17 protein-coding genes are annotated in these 16151 nt (G+C 70.1%); 3 read left to right on the top strand and 14 right to left on the bottom strand.

Annotation, left to right across the window (positions count from 1 at the left end; translation table 11 throughout):
• The first annotated feature begins 38 nt into the window (after positions 1–38).
• The gene (locus SD460_RS04560) at positions 39–1331 is read left to right on the top strand and encodes a cellulose binding domain-containing protein (RefSeq protein WP_438860547.1); all 1293 of its coding nucleotides are present in this window, start codon (positions 39–41) and stop codon (positions 1329–1331) included.
• Between the two features lie 61 nt (positions 1332–1392).
• Here the strand turns inward: SD460_RS04560 and SD460_RS04555 are convergent, their stop codons facing one another.
• On the bottom strand, positions 1393–2694 hold the full coding sequence (locus tag SD460_RS04555) for an aspartate aminotransferase family protein (RefSeq protein WP_290050570.1): 1302 nt from the start codon (positions 2692–2694) through the stop codon (positions 1393–1395).
• 87 nt (positions 2695–2781) lie between these two features.
• On the opposite strand from SD460_RS04555, the gene SD460_RS04550 reads away from it, so the two are divergent.
• Positions 2782–3693, top strand: a complete 912-nt coding sequence (locus tag SD460_RS04550; RefSeq protein ID WP_290050572.1) for a LysR family transcriptional regulator — start codon at positions 2782–2784, stop codon at positions 3691–3693.
• Between the two features lie 4 nt (positions 3694–3697).
• Positions 3698–5848, top strand: coding sequence for a carbamoyltransferase HypF (hypF, locus tag SD460_RS04545; RefSeq protein WP_318305940.1), 2151 nt, complete (start codon positions 3698–3700; stop codon positions 5846–5848).
• On the opposite strand, the gene hypB is transcribed toward hypF, so the two are convergent.
• From hypB to SD460_RS04480, 13 genes are read right to left on the bottom strand one after another with little or no spacing between them, the layout of a single operon-like run.
• The gene (gene hypB, locus SD460_RS04540; protein WP_290050574.1) at positions 5805–6500 is read right to left on the bottom strand and encodes a hydrogenase nickel incorporation protein HypB; all 696 of its coding nucleotides are present in this window, start codon (positions 6498–6500) and stop codon (positions 5805–5807) included. The genes hypF and hypB overlap by 44 nt on opposite strands.
• Positions 6493–6828, bottom strand: coding sequence for a hydrogenase maturation nickel metallochaperone HypA/HybF (locus SD460_RS04535; RefSeq protein WP_290050576.1), 336 nt, complete (start codon positions 6826–6828; stop codon positions 6493–6495). Before SD460_RS04535 ends, hypB begins: the two co-directional genes overlap by 8 nt.
• Positions 6828–7904 carry a hydrogenase expression/formation protein HypE gene (gene hypE / locus SD460_RS04530; protein WP_290050578.1) on the bottom strand — a complete coding sequence of 359 codons (1077 nt, stop codon included), beginning with the start codon at positions 7902–7904 and terminating at the stop codon, positions 6828–6830. Before hypE ends, SD460_RS04535 begins: the two co-directional genes overlap by 1 nt.
• Positions 7901–9028, bottom strand: coding sequence for a hydrogenase formation protein HypD (gene hypD / locus SD460_RS04525; protein WP_290050580.1), 1128 nt, complete (start codon positions 9026–9028; stop codon positions 7901–7903). The genes hypE and hypD overlap by 4 nt, the downstream gene beginning before the upstream one ends.
• An 8-nt stretch (positions 9029–9036) precedes the next feature.
• Entirely contained in the window at positions 9037–9309 is a 273-nt protein-coding gene (locus tag SD460_RS04520) for a HypC/HybG/HupF family hydrogenase formation chaperone (protein ID WP_290050582.1), read from the bottom strand.
• Between the two features lie 3 nt (positions 9310–9312).
• Positions 9313–9798: a hydrogenase maturation protease gene (locus SD460_RS04515; RefSeq protein WP_290050583.1), complete on the bottom strand. Its 486-nt coding sequence runs from the start codon at positions 9796–9798 to the stop codon at positions 9313–9315.
• Positions 9795–10925, bottom strand: a complete 1131-nt coding sequence (locus SD460_RS04510; RefSeq protein ID WP_290050585.1) for a hypothetical protein — start codon at positions 10923–10925, stop codon at positions 9795–9797. Before SD460_RS04510 ends, SD460_RS04515 begins: the two co-directional genes overlap by 4 nt.
• Positions 10922–11551 (bottom strand): DUF6084 family protein, encoded by a 630-nt coding sequence (locus tag SD460_RS04505; RefSeq protein ID WP_290050586.1) that lies wholly within the window; start codon positions 11549–11551, stop codon positions 10922–10924. The genes SD460_RS04510 and SD460_RS04505 overlap by 4 nt, the downstream gene beginning before the upstream one ends.
• Positions 11544–12131 carry a DUF5947 family protein gene (locus SD460_RS04500; RefSeq protein ID WP_290050587.1) on the bottom strand — a complete coding sequence of 196 codons (588 nt, stop codon included), beginning with the start codon at positions 12129–12131 and terminating at the stop codon, positions 11544–11546. Before SD460_RS04500 ends, SD460_RS04505 begins: the two co-directional genes overlap by 8 nt.
• Positions 12128–12634: a NifU family protein gene (locus SD460_RS04495; protein ID WP_290050588.1), complete on the bottom strand. Its 507-nt coding sequence runs from the start codon at positions 12632–12634 to the stop codon at positions 12128–12130. The genes SD460_RS04500 and SD460_RS04495 overlap by 4 nt, the downstream gene beginning before the upstream one ends.
• Positions 12631–14406: a nickel-dependent hydrogenase large subunit gene (locus tag SD460_RS04490; protein WP_290050589.1), complete on the bottom strand. Its 1776-nt coding sequence runs from the start codon at positions 14404–14406 to the stop codon at positions 12631–12633. The genes SD460_RS04495 and SD460_RS04490 overlap by 4 nt, the downstream gene beginning before the upstream one ends.
• Positions 14403–15461 (bottom strand): NADH-quinone oxidoreductase subunit B family protein, encoded by a 1059-nt coding sequence (locus SD460_RS04485; protein ID WP_290050591.1) that lies wholly within the window; start codon positions 15459–15461, stop codon positions 14403–14405. The genes SD460_RS04490 and SD460_RS04485 overlap by 4 nt, the downstream gene beginning before the upstream one ends.
• Positions 15458–16144 carry a D-sedoheptulose-7-phosphate isomerase gene (locus SD460_RS04480; protein WP_290050593.1) on the bottom strand — a complete coding sequence of 229 codons (687 nt, stop codon included), beginning with the start codon at positions 16142–16144 and terminating at the stop codon, positions 15458–15460. The genes SD460_RS04485 and SD460_RS04480 overlap by 4 nt, the downstream gene beginning before the upstream one ends.
• Positions 16145–16151 lie beyond the last annotated feature (7 nt).

Genomic DNA, 16151 nt, shown 5'->3' with positions numbered 1-16151 from the left:
CACTCGGGCTGGCGGCCGCGGCCGCCACGATCGGCGCGATGTTCGTGATCGCCCCGGCGAACGCGGCGGGTGGCGTGTCCGCGACCTTCTCGAAGGGCTCCGACTGGGGCACCGGGTACGAGGGCAAGTACACGATCGCCAACGGCTCGGGCTCGACGCTCGCGTCCTGGACCGTCGAGTTCGACCTGCCTTCCGGCGCGAAGATCTCGTCGCTGTGGGACGGCAGCTACACCGCGTCCGGCCAGCACGTCACGGTGAAGAACTCGTGGAACGGCAACGTCGGCAACGGCGCCAGCGCGAGCTTCGGCTTCAACGTGGCGTACTCCGGTTCGTACGTCGCGCCGTCGAACTGCAAGCTGAACGGGGGTTCGTGCGCCGCCGGGGGCACACCACCCACCACGACCACACCGCCGCCTACGACGACGCCCCCGCCCACGACCACCCCGCCGCCGGGCACCGGTGGCAAGGGTGCGCCGTACCTGTACCTGGGCTGGGGCAGCCCGCCGAACCCGCAGACGGTGATGAACGCGACCGGCGTCAAGTGGTTCACCATGGCGTTCATCAACGCCTCCGGTGGCTGCAACCCGGCGTGGGACAGCAGCCGTCCGCTGTCGGGCAGCGCCGACGCCACCGCGATCTCGCAGATCAAGGCGGCGGGTGGCCAGGTCGTCCCGTCGTTCGGCGGCTGGAGCGGTAACAAGCTCGGCCCGAACTGCTCGACGCCGGCCGCGCTGGCCGGCGCGTACCAGCAGGTCATCAACGCCTACGGGCTGAAGGCGATCGACATCGACATCGAGAACTCCGACGAGTTCGAGAACGAGGCCGTGCAGGACCGCATCCTGAACGCGCTGAAGATCGTCAAGCAGAACAACCCGGGGATCCAGACGATCCTGACGTTCGGCACGTCGACGACCGGCCCCAACTACTACGGGAACCGGCTCATCGACCAGTCGAAGGCACTGGGCGCGAACGTGGACGTGTACACGATCATGCCGTTCGACTTCGGCGGCGGCGCGAACATGTACAACAGCACGGTGAGCGCGGCGAACGGCTTGCGCGACAAGCTGAAGTCGACGTTCGGGTGGAACGACGCCACGGCGTACAGCCACCTCGGCATCTCGGGCATGAACGGGCTGTCGGACCAGCAGGAGCTGACGGATCTGTCGACGTGGACCCAGATCACCAACTGGGCCAAGACGAACAAGATCGGCCGCCTGGCGTTCTGGTCCGTCAACCGCGACCGCGGCTGCCCCGGCGGCGGCGTGCAGTCGGCGTGCAGCGGGATCGCGCAGAACGACTGGGACTTCACCAAGGTGACGGCGGGCTTCTGACGTCGTCGTGAACGACGGCCTCCTTGCCGGCTCCCCGGGCCGGCAAGGAGGCCTTCTTCGTTCAGAGCGTCTTGACCGCGTCCCCGATCGCCTGGTCCAGGATGGACACCCCGAGCGAGATCTCCTCCTCGGACGCCGTCAGCGGCGGGGCGATCCGGAACACCCCACCCATCCCCGGCAGCTGCACGATGTTCATGTGCAACCCCAGCTCGAGGCACCGCCGGGTCACGCGGGCGCCCAGCTCGTCCGAGCTGCGCTTGGTTTCGCGGTCCACCACCAGTTCCAGCCCGGCCAGCAGGCCGCGGCCGCGGATGTCGCCGACCACCTCGTGGCGGGCCGCGATCTCCTCCAGACCGCGGCGCAGCAGCGCGCCCAGGGAAAGCGCTCGCGCGTCGAGGCGGTCACGGGCCAGGACGTCCAGGACCGTGTTGCCGACCGCCGCCGGGAGCGGGTCCGACACGTGCGTGGTGAAGAACAGGAAGCCGCGGTCGTGGGCCTCCTGCTCGATTTCGGCGCTCGTCAGCACCGCGGCCAGCGGCAGGCCCGCACCGAGCGTCTTGGACAGCGTCAGGATGTCGGGGACGACGCCGTCGCGCTCGAACGCGTACCAGGTGCCCGTGCGGCAGAGGCCCGTCTGGGCTTCGTCGAGGATCAGCAGCATGCCGCGTTCACGGCACTTCTCGGCCAGCGCGGCGAAGTAGCCCGGTGGCGGCTCGATGACGCCGCCGGAACTCAGGATCGGCTCGGCGAGGAACGCGGCCAGGCTGCCGACCGACTGCGCGTCGATCAGCTCGAAGCCGAAGGCGAGCTGACGCCGCCAGTCCAGGTCACCCGCGGCGTCGGTGAAGTCCGGGCGGTACGCGTTCGGGGCCGGGATGGCGAAGTTGCCGGGTGCGGCCGGGCCGTAGCCGCGGCGGCCGGCGCTGTACGTCGCGCTCGCCGCGGCCTGGGTCATGCCGTGCCACGAGCGGGCGAACGAGACGATCTCGTGCTTGCCGGTGACGAGCTTGGCCAGCCGGACGGCGGCCTCGTTCGACTCGGCGCCGGTGGTCAGCAGCAGGGCCTTTTCCAGCGGTGACGGCAGCGTCTCGGCGAGGCGCCTCGCGAGATCGACGACCGGGCGGCTCAGCATGCCGCTGAACAGGTGGTCCAGCTTCCCGACCTGCCGCCGGACGGTCTCGACGATCTCCGGGTGCGAGTGCCCGAGGATCGCGCTCATCTGGCCGGAGGTGAAGTCGAGGATGCGGCGGCCGTCTTCGGTGAAGACGAAGCTGCCTTCGGCGCGGTCGATGATTTCGGGGGTGAACGTGCCGCCGTACCGCACGAGGTGCCGGTCGGCGTCGTCCCAGAAGGGTGCGGCCATGGCTTCGACGGTAAATCCGTGCCGAGCGCCACGTCCATCTCACGATTCCGGCTTTCCTGTTCGGTTTTGCCGGACAAGGATGGCGGCATGCTGAACCCGTGGCGCCTGCGGCTGCTGAGCAGGCTCGACACCCTGGGCACGGTCCGCGCGGTCGCGCAGGACGCCAACCTGAGCGCGTCGAGCGTGTCGCAGCAGCTTGCGGTGCTCGAAGCGGAAACCCGCACCCAGCTGCTGGAACGCACCGGCCGCCGGGTCCGGCTGACCCCGGCCGGGCTGGTGCTGGCGCGCCGGGCGCGGGCGATCCTCGACCACATGGACACCGTCGAGGCGGAACTGCGCAGCCTCGGCGGCGAGCCGGCCGGCCTGGTCCGGCTGGGCGCGTTCCAGAGCGCGATCCACACCCTCGCCGTGCCGGCGGTGACCCGGCTGGCACACCCGCACCTCGAGGTCCAGCTGCTGGAGCTGGAGCCGCACGAGAGCATCCCGGCCCTGCGCGGCGGCGACGCCGACGTCATCATCACCACGACCGACTTCGTCGAGCAACCGCTCGGCCCGGACCTCGACATCGTCCCGCTGGCGACGGACCCGATCGTGCTGGTGACCCCGTCGGAAGCACCCCGCGGCCCGGCGGTCCTGTCGGCCTACGCGGACGCGCCGTGGGCGCTGGACGTGCCGCAGTCGTACATGGCGAACCTGACGCTGCGGCTGTGCCGCGAGTCGGGGTTCGAGCCGCGGGTGGTGTGCCGCTTCAGCAACTACCTGATGACGCTGCAGCACGTCGAGGCCGGGCTGTCGATCGCGCTCCTGCCGGGCCTGGCGGTCGACCGCCGCTACCGGGTCGCGACGCGCGAGCTGTCGACCCCGGTGACCCGCACGATCACGGCGGTGGTCCGCCGCGGGACGCCGTTGCGCGCGGGGGTGAACGTCGTCCTCGACGCCCTGCGCCAGCCGCCGGACCTGCCGGGACTGGCTGCTTGGGGCGGTGAAGGCGCAGACTGATCGGGTGCGCGTGGCGATCCGGGTCGCCGGGGTGGTGCAGGGCGTCGGGTTCCGGCCGTTCGCCCACCGGCTCGCGCGGCGGTTCGGGCTCGCCGGGTTCGTCGGGAACGACGCGCACGGCGTCTTCGCCGAGGCGCAGGGCGCGCCGGACCTGGTCCGGGCCTTCGTCGCCGCGTTGACGGCCGAAGCGCCGCCCCTGGCCGTCGTCGATCGCGTCGAAGCCCGGGAGATCCCGCCCGCTGACGGCTCCGGGTTCGTCATCGTCGCCAGCCCGGGCGGTAACGCTGCCGACACGCTCGTCTCGGCCGACTCCGCCACCTGCGCCGACTGCCTGCGGGAGCTGCGCGACCCCGTGGACCGGCGGTTCCGGTACCCCTTCGTCAACTGCACGAACTGCGGCCCGCGGTTCACCATCGTGCGGGGGGTGCCCTACGACCGGCCGCTGACCACCATGGCCGCGTTCGCGATGTGCGCCGAGTGCGCGCGGGAGTACGCGGACCCGGCCGACCGGCGCTTCCACGCGCAGCCCGTCTGCTGCCCGGCCTGCGGGCCGTCGCTCCGGTTCGAACCCGGCGGCGGTGACCCGATCTTGGCGACCGCCGAAGCCCTGCGTGCCGGGCAGGTGGTCGCGATCAAGGGGCTCGGTGGCTACCACCTCGCCGTCGGCGCGTGGCACGAGGAAGCGGCGAAAACCCTGCGTGCGCGCAAGCACCGCGAGGACAAGCCGTTCGCGGTCATGGTCGCCGATCTGGACCAGGCCCGGGAACTCGCCGAAGTCGACGCCGTCGCCGCGCGCGTCCTGGCGGGACGGCGACGGCCGATCGTGCTGCTGCCGAAGAAGACCGAGCTCGCCCAGGCCGTCGCGCCGGGGAACCGGCGGATCGGGCTCATGCTGCCCTACACGCCGCTGCACCACCTGCTCCTGCAAGAAACCGGCCCGATCGTGCTGACCAGCGCGAACGTCTCCGACGAGCCGATCGTGTACCGCGACGAGGACCTCGGCCGCCTCGAGGACATCGCCGACGCGTACCTCACCCACGACCGGCCGATCCACGTCCGGACCGACGATTCCGTGGTCCGCATCGTCGGGACGAAACCCCAGCTGCAACGGCGTTCCCGCGGCTACGCCCCTGAGCCGATCCGGCTCGCGACGAAGAAGCACCTCCTCGGCGTCGGTGCCGAACTCAAGAACACCTTCTGCCTCGCCAAGGGCCACCACGCCTTCGTCTCGCACCACATCGGCGACCTCGAGAACTACGAGACGCTCAAGGCGTTCACCGAGGGCATCGAGCACTTCAAGCACCTCTTCGCCATCGATCCCGTGCTCGTCGCGCACGACCTGCACCCCGATTACCTGTCCACGAAGTACGCGCTCGACCTGGACCTCGAGCTGCTCGGCGTGCAGCACCACCACGCCCACATCGCCGCCTGCCTGGCCGACAACGGCGAGGACGGGCCCGTGCTCGGCGTCGCCTTCGACGGCACCGGCTTCGGGCCGGACGGCACCATCTGGGGCGGTGAGGTCCTCCTCGCCGACTTGACGTCCTATCGGCGGCTCTCGCACCTGAAACCGGTCGCGATGCCGGGAGGCACCAGCGCCATCCGCCAGCCCTGGCGGATGGCGGCGTCCTATGTGGACGAACTCGGCCGGCCGGCCCGCGAAGACGTCGTCAAGCTCAAGCGCAGTGGCCTCAACTCACCGTTGACGTCCAGTGCCGGACGCCTCTTCGACGCTGCCGCCGCGTTGCTCGGCGTCCGGGACACCATCACCTACGAAGGCCAGGCCGCCATCGAGCTGGAACAGCTGGCCGATCCGGCCGAAACGACCGCCTACCCCGCCCGGATCGACGACGAGATCCACGGCGAAGACCTCATAGGCGCCCTTCTGGACGACGACGCCACGAAACCGAAGCGAGCCGCGCGGTTCCACAACGGCGTGGCCGACGCCATCGTGCGGACGTGTGACCGGCTGCGGGACCACAGCGGCACCGTGGCGCTCTCCGGTGGCGTGTTCCAGAACGTCCTCTTGCTCGACCGGACCGTCGAAGGCCTGGAAGACCGGGGATTCCGGGTGCTGACCCACCGGAACGTGCCCACCAACGACGGCGGGATCAGCTTCGGGCAGGTCGCCGTAGCCAGTCGTACCAGTCGGTGAGGCCGTCCCCACGGGTGGCGCTGACCTGCAGCAACGCCGCTGACGGGTTCACGCGGCGGACGTCCCGCTCGAACTCGGCGACGTCGAAGTCCACGTACGGCAGCAGGTCGACCTTGTTGAGCAGGACGAGGTCCGTCGCGGCGAACATGTGCGGGTACTTCACCGGCTTCCCGGGTCCCTCGGTGACCGAGAGGATCACCACGCGGGCCGCCTCGCCGAGGTCGAACAGCGCCGGGCAGACCAGGTTGCCGACGTTCTCGATGAACAGCGTCGAGCCGCGCGCCGGGGCCAGCGCGTGCAGCGCCCGGTGCAGCATGGCCGCGTCGAGGTGGCAGCCCGCGCCGGTGTTGATCTGCACCACCGGTGCGCCGGTGGCCTTGATGCGCTCGGCGTCGAGCAGCGTTTCCTGATCGCCCTCGATCACCGCGCAGGGAACACCGAGAGCCCGGATCGTCCGTTCCAGTAACGTCGTCTTCCCGGCACCGGGCGAGCTCATCAGGTTGATCGCGAAGACGTCCGACGCCCGCAGGTGCGCGCGGTTGTGCTCCGCGAGTTCGTCGTTCTTCGCCAGGATGTCCTGCTCCATGACCACCGTGTGGGTGTGGTCGGTGATCCGGACGGCCGAATCGGAGCAACCGCAGGTGTCACACATGGCCGACCTCCACCGAGGCGATGCGCAGCTCTCGGCCCGCGAGGACCGAGACGTCGGCGCTGCCGCACGGGCACAGCAGGATGAAGTCGTCGAGGGTGAACTCGCCGCCGCAGTCGCGGCAGCGTGCCCGGCCGGCCGGTTCGGCGATGTCCAGGCGGGCGCCTTCCAGCGAAGTCCCCGCGCACAGGACGTCGAAGCAGAACCGGACGCTGTCCGGGACCACGCCGGACAGCCGCCCGATCTCGAGCCGGACGCACGTCACCGGCGCCTCGCCGAGGCGGGCGACGATCGCGTCGAGCACCGACTGCGTGATCGCCATTTCGTGCACTAGCAGATCCTCGGCAGCGGGTCGCCGACCAGCAGGTCCACGATCCGGGTGCCGCCGAACGCGGTGTTCAGCAGCACGATCCCGGGTGGGTCGGCGGCGACGCGCCCGATCACGGCGGCGTCCGCGCCCAGCGGGTGGGCGCGCAACGCCGCGAGTGCGTCGGCGGACTGGGCGCCGTCCACGACGACCACGATCCGGCCTTCGCACGCGACGTACAGCGGGTCGATGCCCAGCAGCTCCGACGCGCCGCGGACCGCTTCGCGCACCGGGACGGCCTTCTCGTCGACGACCACGGCCACGTCGGCGGCCTTCGCGATCTCGTTGAGGATCGTCGCGACCCCGCCGCGGGTCGCGTCCCGCATCGCGCGCACGCCGGGCACCGCGGCCAGCAGCCCGGCGACCAGCTCGTGCACCGGCGCGGTGTCGGACACGAGATCGGCGTCGATGTCGAGCTCGCCGCGGGCCAGCATGATCGTGACGCCGTGGTCACCGATCGGCCCGGAAACGAGGACGGCGTCTCCGGGCTTCACGGTGGCCACGCCCAGGCCGGTGCGCGTGAGCACGCCGACCCCGGCGGTGTTGACGTACACGCCGTCGGCCTTGCCGCGCTGGACGACCTTGGTGTCGCCGGTGACGATCCGGACGTCCGCCGCGCGGGCCGCTTCCTTCATCGAGCCGACGATCTTGAGCAGGTCCTCGACCGGGAAGCCTTCCTCGAGGATGAACCCCGCGGTCAGGTACAGCGGCCGCGCGCCGGACACCGCGAGGTCGTTCACCGTGCCGTTCACGGCCAGGTCACCGATGTTCCCGCCGGGGAAGAACAGCGGCGAGACGACGAACGAGTCCGTGGTCAGCGCCAGTTTCGCGTCGCCGATGGTCAGCGTCGCCGCGTCTTCGAGGGGCTCCAGCAGTGGATTGCGGAACGCGTCGAGGAACACCGCCTCGATCAGCGTGTGCGTCGACTTGCCGCCGGCGCCGTGCGACAGCGTGATGCGCTCCTCGCGGACCTTCGCGCGCCGGCGCCGGGCCCGCTCGATGCGGTCGAGGACCTGCTGCTCGCGTTCGGTGGTGGTCATGCGCGGCTCGCCTCCCGGACGCGCTGACGGCTGAAGCGGCCGAAGTTGTAGTACGCCGCGCAGGCGCCTTCCGGTGAGACCATGCACGTCCCGATCGGCGTTTCCGGGGTGCACGCGGTGCCGAACACCTTGCACTCCCAAGGCTTCAGCACGCCCTTGAGCACCTCGCCGCACTGGCACGCCTTCGGGTCGGCGACGCGCAGGCCGGGGATCTCGAAGAGCCGCTCGGCGTCGAACTTCGCGTACTTCGGGCGGATCGCCATCGCCGAGTGCGTGATGAACCCGAGGCCGCGCCATTCGAAGTAGGGCCGCAGCTCCATGACCTCGTTGATGGCCTTCAGCGCGACGACGTTCCCGTCCCACGGCACGACCCGGGAGTACTGGTTTTCGACTTCCGACCGGCCCGAGGCGAGCTGGAGCATCAACAGGTAGATCGACTGCAGGATGTCCAGGGGCTCGAACCCGGCGACCACGACGGGCTTGCCGTAGTCGCGCGCGATGAACTCGTACGGACGGCAGCCGATCACCGTGGAGACGTGGCCGGGGCCGATGAAGCCGTCGAGCCGCAGGTCCGGGGAGTCGAGGATGGCCTTGATGGCCGGGATGATCGTGACGTGGTTGCCGAACACGGAGAAGTTCTCGATGCCTTCGGCGGCCGCGCGCAGGAGCGTCATCGCGGTGGACGGCGTGGTCGTCTCGAACCCGATGGCCATGAACACCACGCGCAGGTCCGGGTTCTGCCGCGCGATCTTCAGCGAGTCCAGCGGCGAGTAGACCATCCGGATGTTGGTGCCTTCGGCGTTCGAGTCGAAGAAGTTCCCGCCGGAGCCGGGCACGCGCATCATGTCGCCGAACGACGTCATGAGCACGCCGGGCTGCCGGGCGATGTGGATGGCGTCGTCGACGCGGCCCATCGGGATCACGCAGACCGGGCAACCCGGCCCGTGCACCAGCGTGATGCTTTCGGGCAGGTAGTCCTCGAGGCCGTGCTTGTAGATGGTGTGCGTGTGCCCGCCGCAGACCTCCATGAACTTGTACCGGCGGCCCGGCTCGCACAACGACGTGATCTTCGCGGACAGCGCCCGCGCCTTGTCCGCGTCGCGGAACTCGTCGACGAAACGCATGACGACCCCTATTCGATCCGAGATTCGAGCAACGCGGCCATTTCGTCTTCGTACGCCTTGCCGATGCTTTCGAGGAACTCCAGCGCGGCCGCGGCCTCGGCTTCGTCTATTTTGGACAGCGCGAACCCGACGTGGATGAGGATCCACTCGCCGGGCACCGGCGGGTCGTCTTCGAGCAGGCCGATGTTGATGGTGCGCTTGACACCGCTCACCGACACCTTCGCGAGGTCCGGGCGCTCCTCGCTGATTTCGATGATCTCGCCCGGGATCCCGAGGCACACGGTTCAGACCTCCGTGGTCTGCAGTTGCGGACTGGTGCCCCAGGCGAGTTCGGTCACCGCGCGGACGGCCGCCGGAACCGCGGCTTCGACCTGCGGTGACAGTCCGATCCCGCCGTCGAGGCACGCCGGCTCGCAGCCGACGAGCAGCACCCGCCCGGCGTCGCCGCCGAGCAGCCGGAGCAACCGGAACACCGCGTCGGGCTGCATGCCGTGTGCGTCGATCGACGACGTAGTGAGGTCGTCGGTGTCGGCCTCGATGAGCGAGAGCGTGCCGGGCGGGCGGCCGTGCGGGGTCGCGTCGAGCAGGATCGTCGTGTCGTAGCCGCCCATCAGGTCGTAGGCGAGGTGCATGCCCGCGATGCCGTAGTCGGCGATCTGCACCCACGGCGGCAGGTCGGCCCGCTCCAGCTCCTTGATGACTTCGACGCCGAAACCGTCGTCGCCGAGGAAGATGTTGCCGATGCCGGCGACCAGTACTCGTGGCCTCATTCCGGGACCTCCAGGGGTTCGATTTCGTCGGGGGAGAAGTACCGGTACCGGCCGTGCGCGTGCTGCAGGTCGGCGCCGGGGTCGTCGTCGAGGGTCACCGCGACGTGCGTCGCACCGTCCACATCGGACAACACGACCCGGACGGTGGCGGTCTTGCCGGTGAGGAACATGTCCTGGGCGTCGGCGCCCCGCAGGTTCGGGCGCAGGCGCACGCGAGACCCTTCGGCGACGCGCACCCCGGCGACGACCACCGACGGCGGGACCGGCCGCACGGACCGGATCGCGCCGTGCAGCCGCTCCAGCAGCTCGGGCGGCATCGCGTCGACGCGGTCCACGATGGCCGCCGCGCGCGGGTCGGTGGCCCGGGCCTCGCGCTTCTCCTCGTCGGTCAGCGCCATCGTGCGCAACGTCAGGATCTCGTCGATCTCGGTGCCGTCGAAGAGCTCACCCGGGCTTTCCGGCGCGATGGCCGGGTCGTCGTAGAGGATGATCGGCGACGCGAGCACCACCGTGCTGCGCGAGGTGTCGCCGATCAGCACCGGCCACAGCCGTTCTTGCCGGCAGGCTTCGACCGCGGGTTTCGCCCACTCCGGCGGGTCCAGCATCGACAGGAAGTGCCCGGTGTCGACGCTGAGCACCAGGTGGGCGGCGAGCAGCGCGTGCCGCAGGGCGTGCTCGCGGACGCCGTCCGAGCGCCACGACGTCGTGTTGTACACCTCGACGCGCAGCCGGGCACCGCCGAACGGCCCGTCGAGCGGGTCGACGCGGGCGGTGAGGACACCGGACAGTCCCCGCCGCGCTTCGAACGGCCGCTCGGCGGGGAGCTCCGAAAACGGCAGCTCGAAGTCGATCTCCTGCTCGTCGGCTTCGTCCCACTCGGGCCGGGTCAGCGTCTGGAGGAATCGCAGCTTGACGCGCAGAATCGTGCGGTCGAGGGGCTCGACGACGCACTCGACGCGGGCGGACGCGTGCTCGCCGATCTCCGCCGACGCGTACGACGGCGGCACCAGCACACCCCACTGCCAGCGCACGCGGTTCTTCGGCGCCGACGCCCGGTACGGGTAGAGGAGGTAGCCCTCGTAGAGCACGGCGTCGCCGACCGCGCGGGCCTGGTCGAGGATGTTCACGGTCCACCGGCCAGCAACTGCTCGACGGCGGCTTCGCAGGTCGGGATCGCGTGCCGCGCCTGGTACTCGAGCAGCGCGTCCACCGTCCGGTGCGGCAGCTTGAGCCACGCGACGTCCGGGAAGTACCGCGCCATCAGCTCGTCCCAGACGGCCACCGGCAGCCGGCACTCGGCCTGCGTGTGCCACGGCACCTGCTCGACCCAGAACCCCGGCCCGCCCTTGCCGAACACCGTCCCGCTGAACAGCAGCACCATCGGCACCACGCCCTCGGAGAGCGCGTGGAAGTACTTGCCGGCCGCGACTTCGAGGTCGTAGGTGCACGGCACCTCGGCGTCGACCTCGGTGGCGCCGCTGAACCCCGGCACCGTCACCGAGACGGTCGCGAACTGGAACGGCTTCAGCGTCTCGCCCCACCGTGACCGCTCGCCGAAGAGGTGGGTGAGCAGCTCCGACTCGCCGTCGGCGTACCGGCGGCGCTGCGGCTCGATGCGGATCTGGACGCGCAGCACCATCGCGTGGACGGGCTGCCCGCTCAGTTCGGAGATCCGCAGCCTGAACGCCAGCGTCGGGGACGCGGCGTAGCGCAGCGGCCGGACGTCGACGCAGTCGAAGGTCAGCTCAGCCATCGCCGCGCTCCCGCAGCCGGGCGAAGAAGCCGTCGATGGCCTCGTGCGCTTCGGTGCCGCCGTCGAAACCGCGCCAGGTCGAGCGGACCAGCCCGACCAGCTCATAGCAGACGTCGATCGGCACGAGGAAGGCCTCGAAACCGTCTTCGAGCTGGTTCACCAGCAGCGCTTCGACGTCGTCGGCGACGTCGGCGAGCAGGTCGTCGCCGGTGCCCAGCGGGAGCAGGGACTCCGTCGCGCCCGCCGGGCTCGGGTAGAAGGCGACCGTGCGGTCCTGCACCGAGTTCCGGAACAGGAACGCCGTCTTGACCGGGATCCCGGCGGACTCCCACAGCGCCGGGCCGGGGCCGAAGCGGGGCAGGTGCCGAACCCGGTCCGGCACCGCCCGGTGCCGCTTCCCGCCCGCGCCGCGGTGGGTGAAGAGCAGGTAACAGCCCCGGCAGGTGCACAGGATGGTCCGGGATTCGAGGTCGATGACGTGCCCGTGCTCCGCGCCGACCGGTTCCGCGCACATCTCGCACTTCTCACCCGGCGCGGCGCGCCGGGCGGGCGTGCGGAACCTGCGCAGGCCACCGGTCACGAGACCTCCACCGGACACAGGGGCAGCAGCGGCCGCCCGGCCGGAGCGGCATCCACCACCCCTTCGACGACGACGTCGGAGATCTCCGGCGCCGCTTCCCGGACCACGCGCTCGATGGCGTGCTTCGCGGTGACCGCCGAGGACGGGCAGCCGTCGCACGAACCCCGCAGCCGCAGCCGCAGGACGCCGTCGTCGATCCCGGCGAACTCGACGTCCCCGGCGTGCGAGCCGAGGTACGGCCGGACCTTGTCGAGTGCCTCGGCGACCCGCTCGTACGTCGACCGCGGGTGCAGGTCGTGCAGCACGAGCAGGCCGCGGACGAGGTCGTCCTCGGCCAGGCGGTCCAGCAAGGGCGGGCCGGCGAGCTCGACGATCCGGGCCAGGCCGGCGCCGTAGAACTCGAGCAGCGTGTGGACGAGGTCCTCGGCGAGCTCGGCGTCCTTCCCGCCGAACTCGCCCAGCAGCTGCTCGATGCGCGCGCCGACCTGGTCGACGCCGGTCATCCGCCGAGCTCCCCGCCGAACGCGTGCGGGGTGTGCAGCCGTTCCAGGACCTTGCCCTTGCCGGTGTACATGTGGACGCCGCACGGCAGGCACGGGTCGAAGCTGCGGACCGCGCGCATGATGTCGATGCCCTTGAAGTTCTCCTGCGTGTTCTCCTCGAAGATCGGCGTGTTCTGCACGGCGTCCTCGTACGGCCCGGGCGTGCCGAAGCTGTCGCGCACGCTGCCGTTCCACGGCGTCGGCGGGTACGGGTGGTAGTTCGCGATCTTGCCGCCCTTGATCACCATGTGGTGCGAGAGCACCCCGCGGACCGCCTCGGTGAAGCCGCAGCTCACGCCCTCGTCGGGGACCTTGAACGGCGCCCACGTCTTGGTGTTGCCCTTGCGGACCTCACCGAGGGCCTGGTCGGCGAAGTGCAGCGCCAGCGCGGCCGAGTACGCCTGGAAGTACGTCCGGGCGCGGTTGCGTTCGAGCGCGTTGCTCCACTGCGGGATCTTCCACTCGAAGGTGACCTCGGGCTTGGTCGCCGTGCGCGGCAGGTTGATCACGACGCTGTGGCCGGTCGACTTCAGGTACGGCGTGTCGACGAGCCCGGCCAGCGCGGTCACCCACAGCCGGGCGATCGGGCCGCCGCCGGTGTCGAGGGCGAGGTGGTCCGTGCCGTCGAACCAGCGCGGCGACATGGTCCACGAGTACTTGCTGTCGAAGTCCCGCTTCGCCGGACGCGGGATGGTGTGCTGGTTCCACGGGTGGCGCTGGTCGACCGGGTTGCCCAGCGGATCCTTCGTGACGAACATCGGCTGGTCGGTCCAGTCCTCGTAGAAGGAGCTGCCGAGCAGGATCCGGATCCCGAGGTTGATGTCGACCAGGCTGGTCGTGACGAGCTTGCCGTCGACGACCACGCCCGGCGTCACGAACATCTTGCGGCCCCAGGCTTCCATGTTCTCGTAGGTGAAGTCGCAGTGCTCGGGATCGTTGAGGCTGCCCCAGCAGCCGAGCAGGACGCGCCGCCGTCCGACCTCTTCGTAGCCGGGGAGGGCTTCGTAGAAGAAGTCGAAGAGGTCGTCGTGCATCGGCAGGCAGCGCTTCATGAACTCGACGTACCGCATGAGCCGGGTCAGGTAGTCGGTGAACAGCTGCACGGTGGCGACCGTGCCGACGCCACCGGGGTACAACGTGGACGGGTGGACGTGCCTGCCCTCCATCAGGCAGAACATCTCGCGCGTGCTGCGCGACACCTGCAGGGCTTCGCGGTAGAACTCGCCTTCGAGCGGGTTCAGCGAGCGCATGATGTCGCCGATGGTGCGGTAGCCGTGGTCGCCCGCGTGCGGTGCCTCGGTGCGGTTCGCCAGCTCGAGGACGCCGGGGTTGGTCTCGGCGACCATCTTCTCGCAGTAGTCGACCCCGACCAGGTTCTCCTGGAAGATGTTGTGGTCGAACATGTATTCGGCGGCCTCGCCGAGGTTGATGATCCACTCGCCGAGGTGCGGCGGGCGGACGCCGTAGGCCATGTTCTGGTTGTAGACCGAGCACGTCGCGTGGTTGTCGCCGCAGATCCCGCAGATCCGGCTGGTGATGAAGTGCGCGTCGCGCGGGTCCTTGCCCTTCATGAAGATGCTGTAGCCGCGGAAGACCGACGACGTGCTGTGGCACTCGACGACCTTCTTCTGCGCCCAGTCGATCTTCGTGTAGATCCCGAGGCTGCCGACGATCCGGGTGATCGGGTCCCACGCCATCTCGACGAGGCCGGTTTTTTCCTTCATCTCGGTCATGACCGCGCCCCCGCCTGGTAGCCGGTGTCGAGCTTCTTGCCCCGGTGCCGCCACTTGGGCTCTTTGTCGAGCTTGCGCTCGGTGATCTTCCGCAGCCGCCGGATCACCGACCCGTACGCGCCGCTGGCCAGCGATGACACCTGCGCGCCCGGCGGCTCGTCCATGAACGGCATGAACTTGTCCGGGAAGCCCGGCATCGTGCAGCCGATGCAGATGCCGCCGACGTTCGGGCAGCCGCCGACGCCGTTGATCCAGCCGCGCTTCGGCACGTTGCACTTCACGACCGGGCCCCAGCAGCCCAGCTTGACCAGGCACTTCGGCGAGCCGTACTCCGTGGCGAACTCGCCTTCCTCGTAGTAGCCGCCACGGTCGCAGCCCTCGTGCACGGTCGCGCCGAAGAGCCACTGCGGCCGCAGGTGGTCGTCGAGCGGGATCATCGGCGCCTGCCCGGCGGCCTGGTAGAGCAGGTAGGTGATGGTCTCGGACAGGTTGTCCGGGTGGGTCGGGCAGCCGGGCACGCAGACGATCGGGATGCCGGCCCCGGACTTCCAGTCCCAGCCGAGGTAGTCCGGCACGCCCATGGCGCCGGTCGGGTTGCCCTCCATCGCGTGGATGCCGCCGTAGGTCGCGCAGGTGCCCGCGGCGAGCACGGCCAGCGCCTTGGGCGCCAGGCGGTCCAGCCACTCGCTGGTCGTCATCGGCTGGCCGGTCTCGGGGTTGTTCCCGAACCCGCACCAGTAGCCCTCCTCCTTGATCGCCTCGTTCGGGATCGAGCCCTCGACGACCAGGACGAACGGCTCCAGTTCGCCGCGATCGGCTTTGTAGAACCATTCGATGAACGTGTCGGCCCCCTTGTCGGGGCCGCATTCGAAGTCGATCAATGGCCAGTGGACCGCGATCTTGGGCAAGCCGGGCAAAGCGCCGAGGACGATTTCCTCGATGCTCGGTTGCGTGGCGGCGGTGAGTGCGACGGAGTCGCCGTCGCACGAGAGGCCCGCGTTGATCCAGAGGATGTGGATGGGCTGTTCTTCGGTCTGTTCTGCGGCGTGCGTCACGGCTGATCACCCCTGGCGAGGTCGTCGAGCGCGCCGAGGGTCAGCTCCCACAGCGCGTGGTAGAGGGTCGTCTGGGCTTCCTGGATGCGGTGCACGGACGGGGACGGGACGACGAAGAGGTGGTCGATGCTGTCCAGCTCGGCCATCTTCCCGCCGTCGTAGCCGGCGATGCCGACGGTCACCATGCCCCGCCGGGCGGCTTCGTCGAAGGCTCGCACCAGGTTCGCGGAGTTCCCGCTGGTGGACAGGCCCACCGCGATGTCGCCGGGCCGCCCGAACGCGGCGATCTGCCGGGCGAACACGACGTCGAACCCGATGTCGTTGGACAGGGCGGTCACCACCGCGATGTCGTTCGTCAACCCGAAGGCGGGCAACGGCTTCGCGTCGCCCGCCGGGCTGAGGAACAGGCTGGCGAGGTCCTGGGCGTCGGTCGAGCTGCCGCCGTTGCCGAAGGCGAGCAGCCGGCCGCCACCGCCGAACGCGCGCGCCACGTCCTGGGCACACGCGAACAACCGGTCGCGGTCGGCCGCGAGGACGTCGCCGCGCAGGGCGACGATCTCGCGCACCTTGTCCACAGTGGACTGCTCGACCTGGCGCAACACGGCCTCGACGTCACCGGCACCCGAATACAGGAACGGGTACAGCGCTTCGAGACCGTCGGCGACGGGGCGTTCCCGCGTCATCACGGTT

The sequence above is a fragment of the Amycolatopsis solani genome (assembly GCF_033441515.1).
In the GTDB taxonomy this organism is placed as follows: domain Bacteria; phylum Actinomycetota; class Actinomycetes; order Mycobacteriales; family Pseudonocardiaceae; genus Amycolatopsis; species Amycolatopsis solani.
This window is presented reverse-complemented; position numbering and strand designations above follow the sequence as displayed.

Bases quoted from the DNA above. Each gene is read 5' to 3' on its own strand.
- SD460_RS04495 (WP_290050588.1), bottom strand. From the start codon at position 12,634: ATGACCGGCGTCGACCAGGTCGGCGCGCGCATCGAGCAGCTGCTGGGC.
- hypB (WP_290050574.1), bottom strand. From the start codon at position 6,500: ATGTGTGACACCTGCGGTTGCTCCGATTCGGCCGTCCGGATCACCGAC.
- SD460_RS04560 (WP_438860547.1), top strand. From the start codon at position 39: ATGTTCGTGATCGCCCCGGCGAACGCGGCGGGTGGCGTGTCCGCGACC.
- hypE (WP_290050578.1), bottom strand. From the start codon at position 7,904: ATGACCACCACCGAACGCGAGCAGCAGGTCCTCGACCGCATCGAGCGG.
- SD460_RS04555 (WP_290050570.1), bottom strand. From the start codon at position 2,694: ATGGCCGCACCCTTCTGGGACGACGCCGACCGGCACCTCGTGCGGTAC.
- SD460_RS04480 (WP_290050593.1), bottom strand. From the start codon at position 16,144: ATGACGCGGGAACGCCCCGTCGCCGACGGTCTCGAAGCGCTGTACCCG.
- hypD (WP_290050580.1), bottom strand. From the start codon at position 9,028: ATGCGTTTCGTCGACGAGTTCCGCGACGCGGACAAGGCGCGGGCGCTG.
- SD460_RS04490 (WP_290050589.1), bottom strand. From the start codon at position 14,406: ATGACCGAGATGAAGGAAAAAACCGGCCTCGTCGAGATGGCGTGGGAC.
- SD460_RS04515 (WP_290050583.1), bottom strand. From the start codon at position 9,798: ATGAGGCCACGAGTACTGGTCGCCGGCATCGGCAACATCTTCCTCGGC.
- SD460_RS04505 (WP_290050586.1), bottom strand. From the start codon at position 11,551: ATGGCTGAGCTGACCTTCGACTGCGTCGACGTCCGGCCGCTGCGCTAC.
- SD460_RS04550 (WP_290050572.1), top strand. From the start codon at position 2,782: ATGCTGAACCCGTGGCGCCTGCGGCTGCTGAGCAGGCTCGACACCCTG.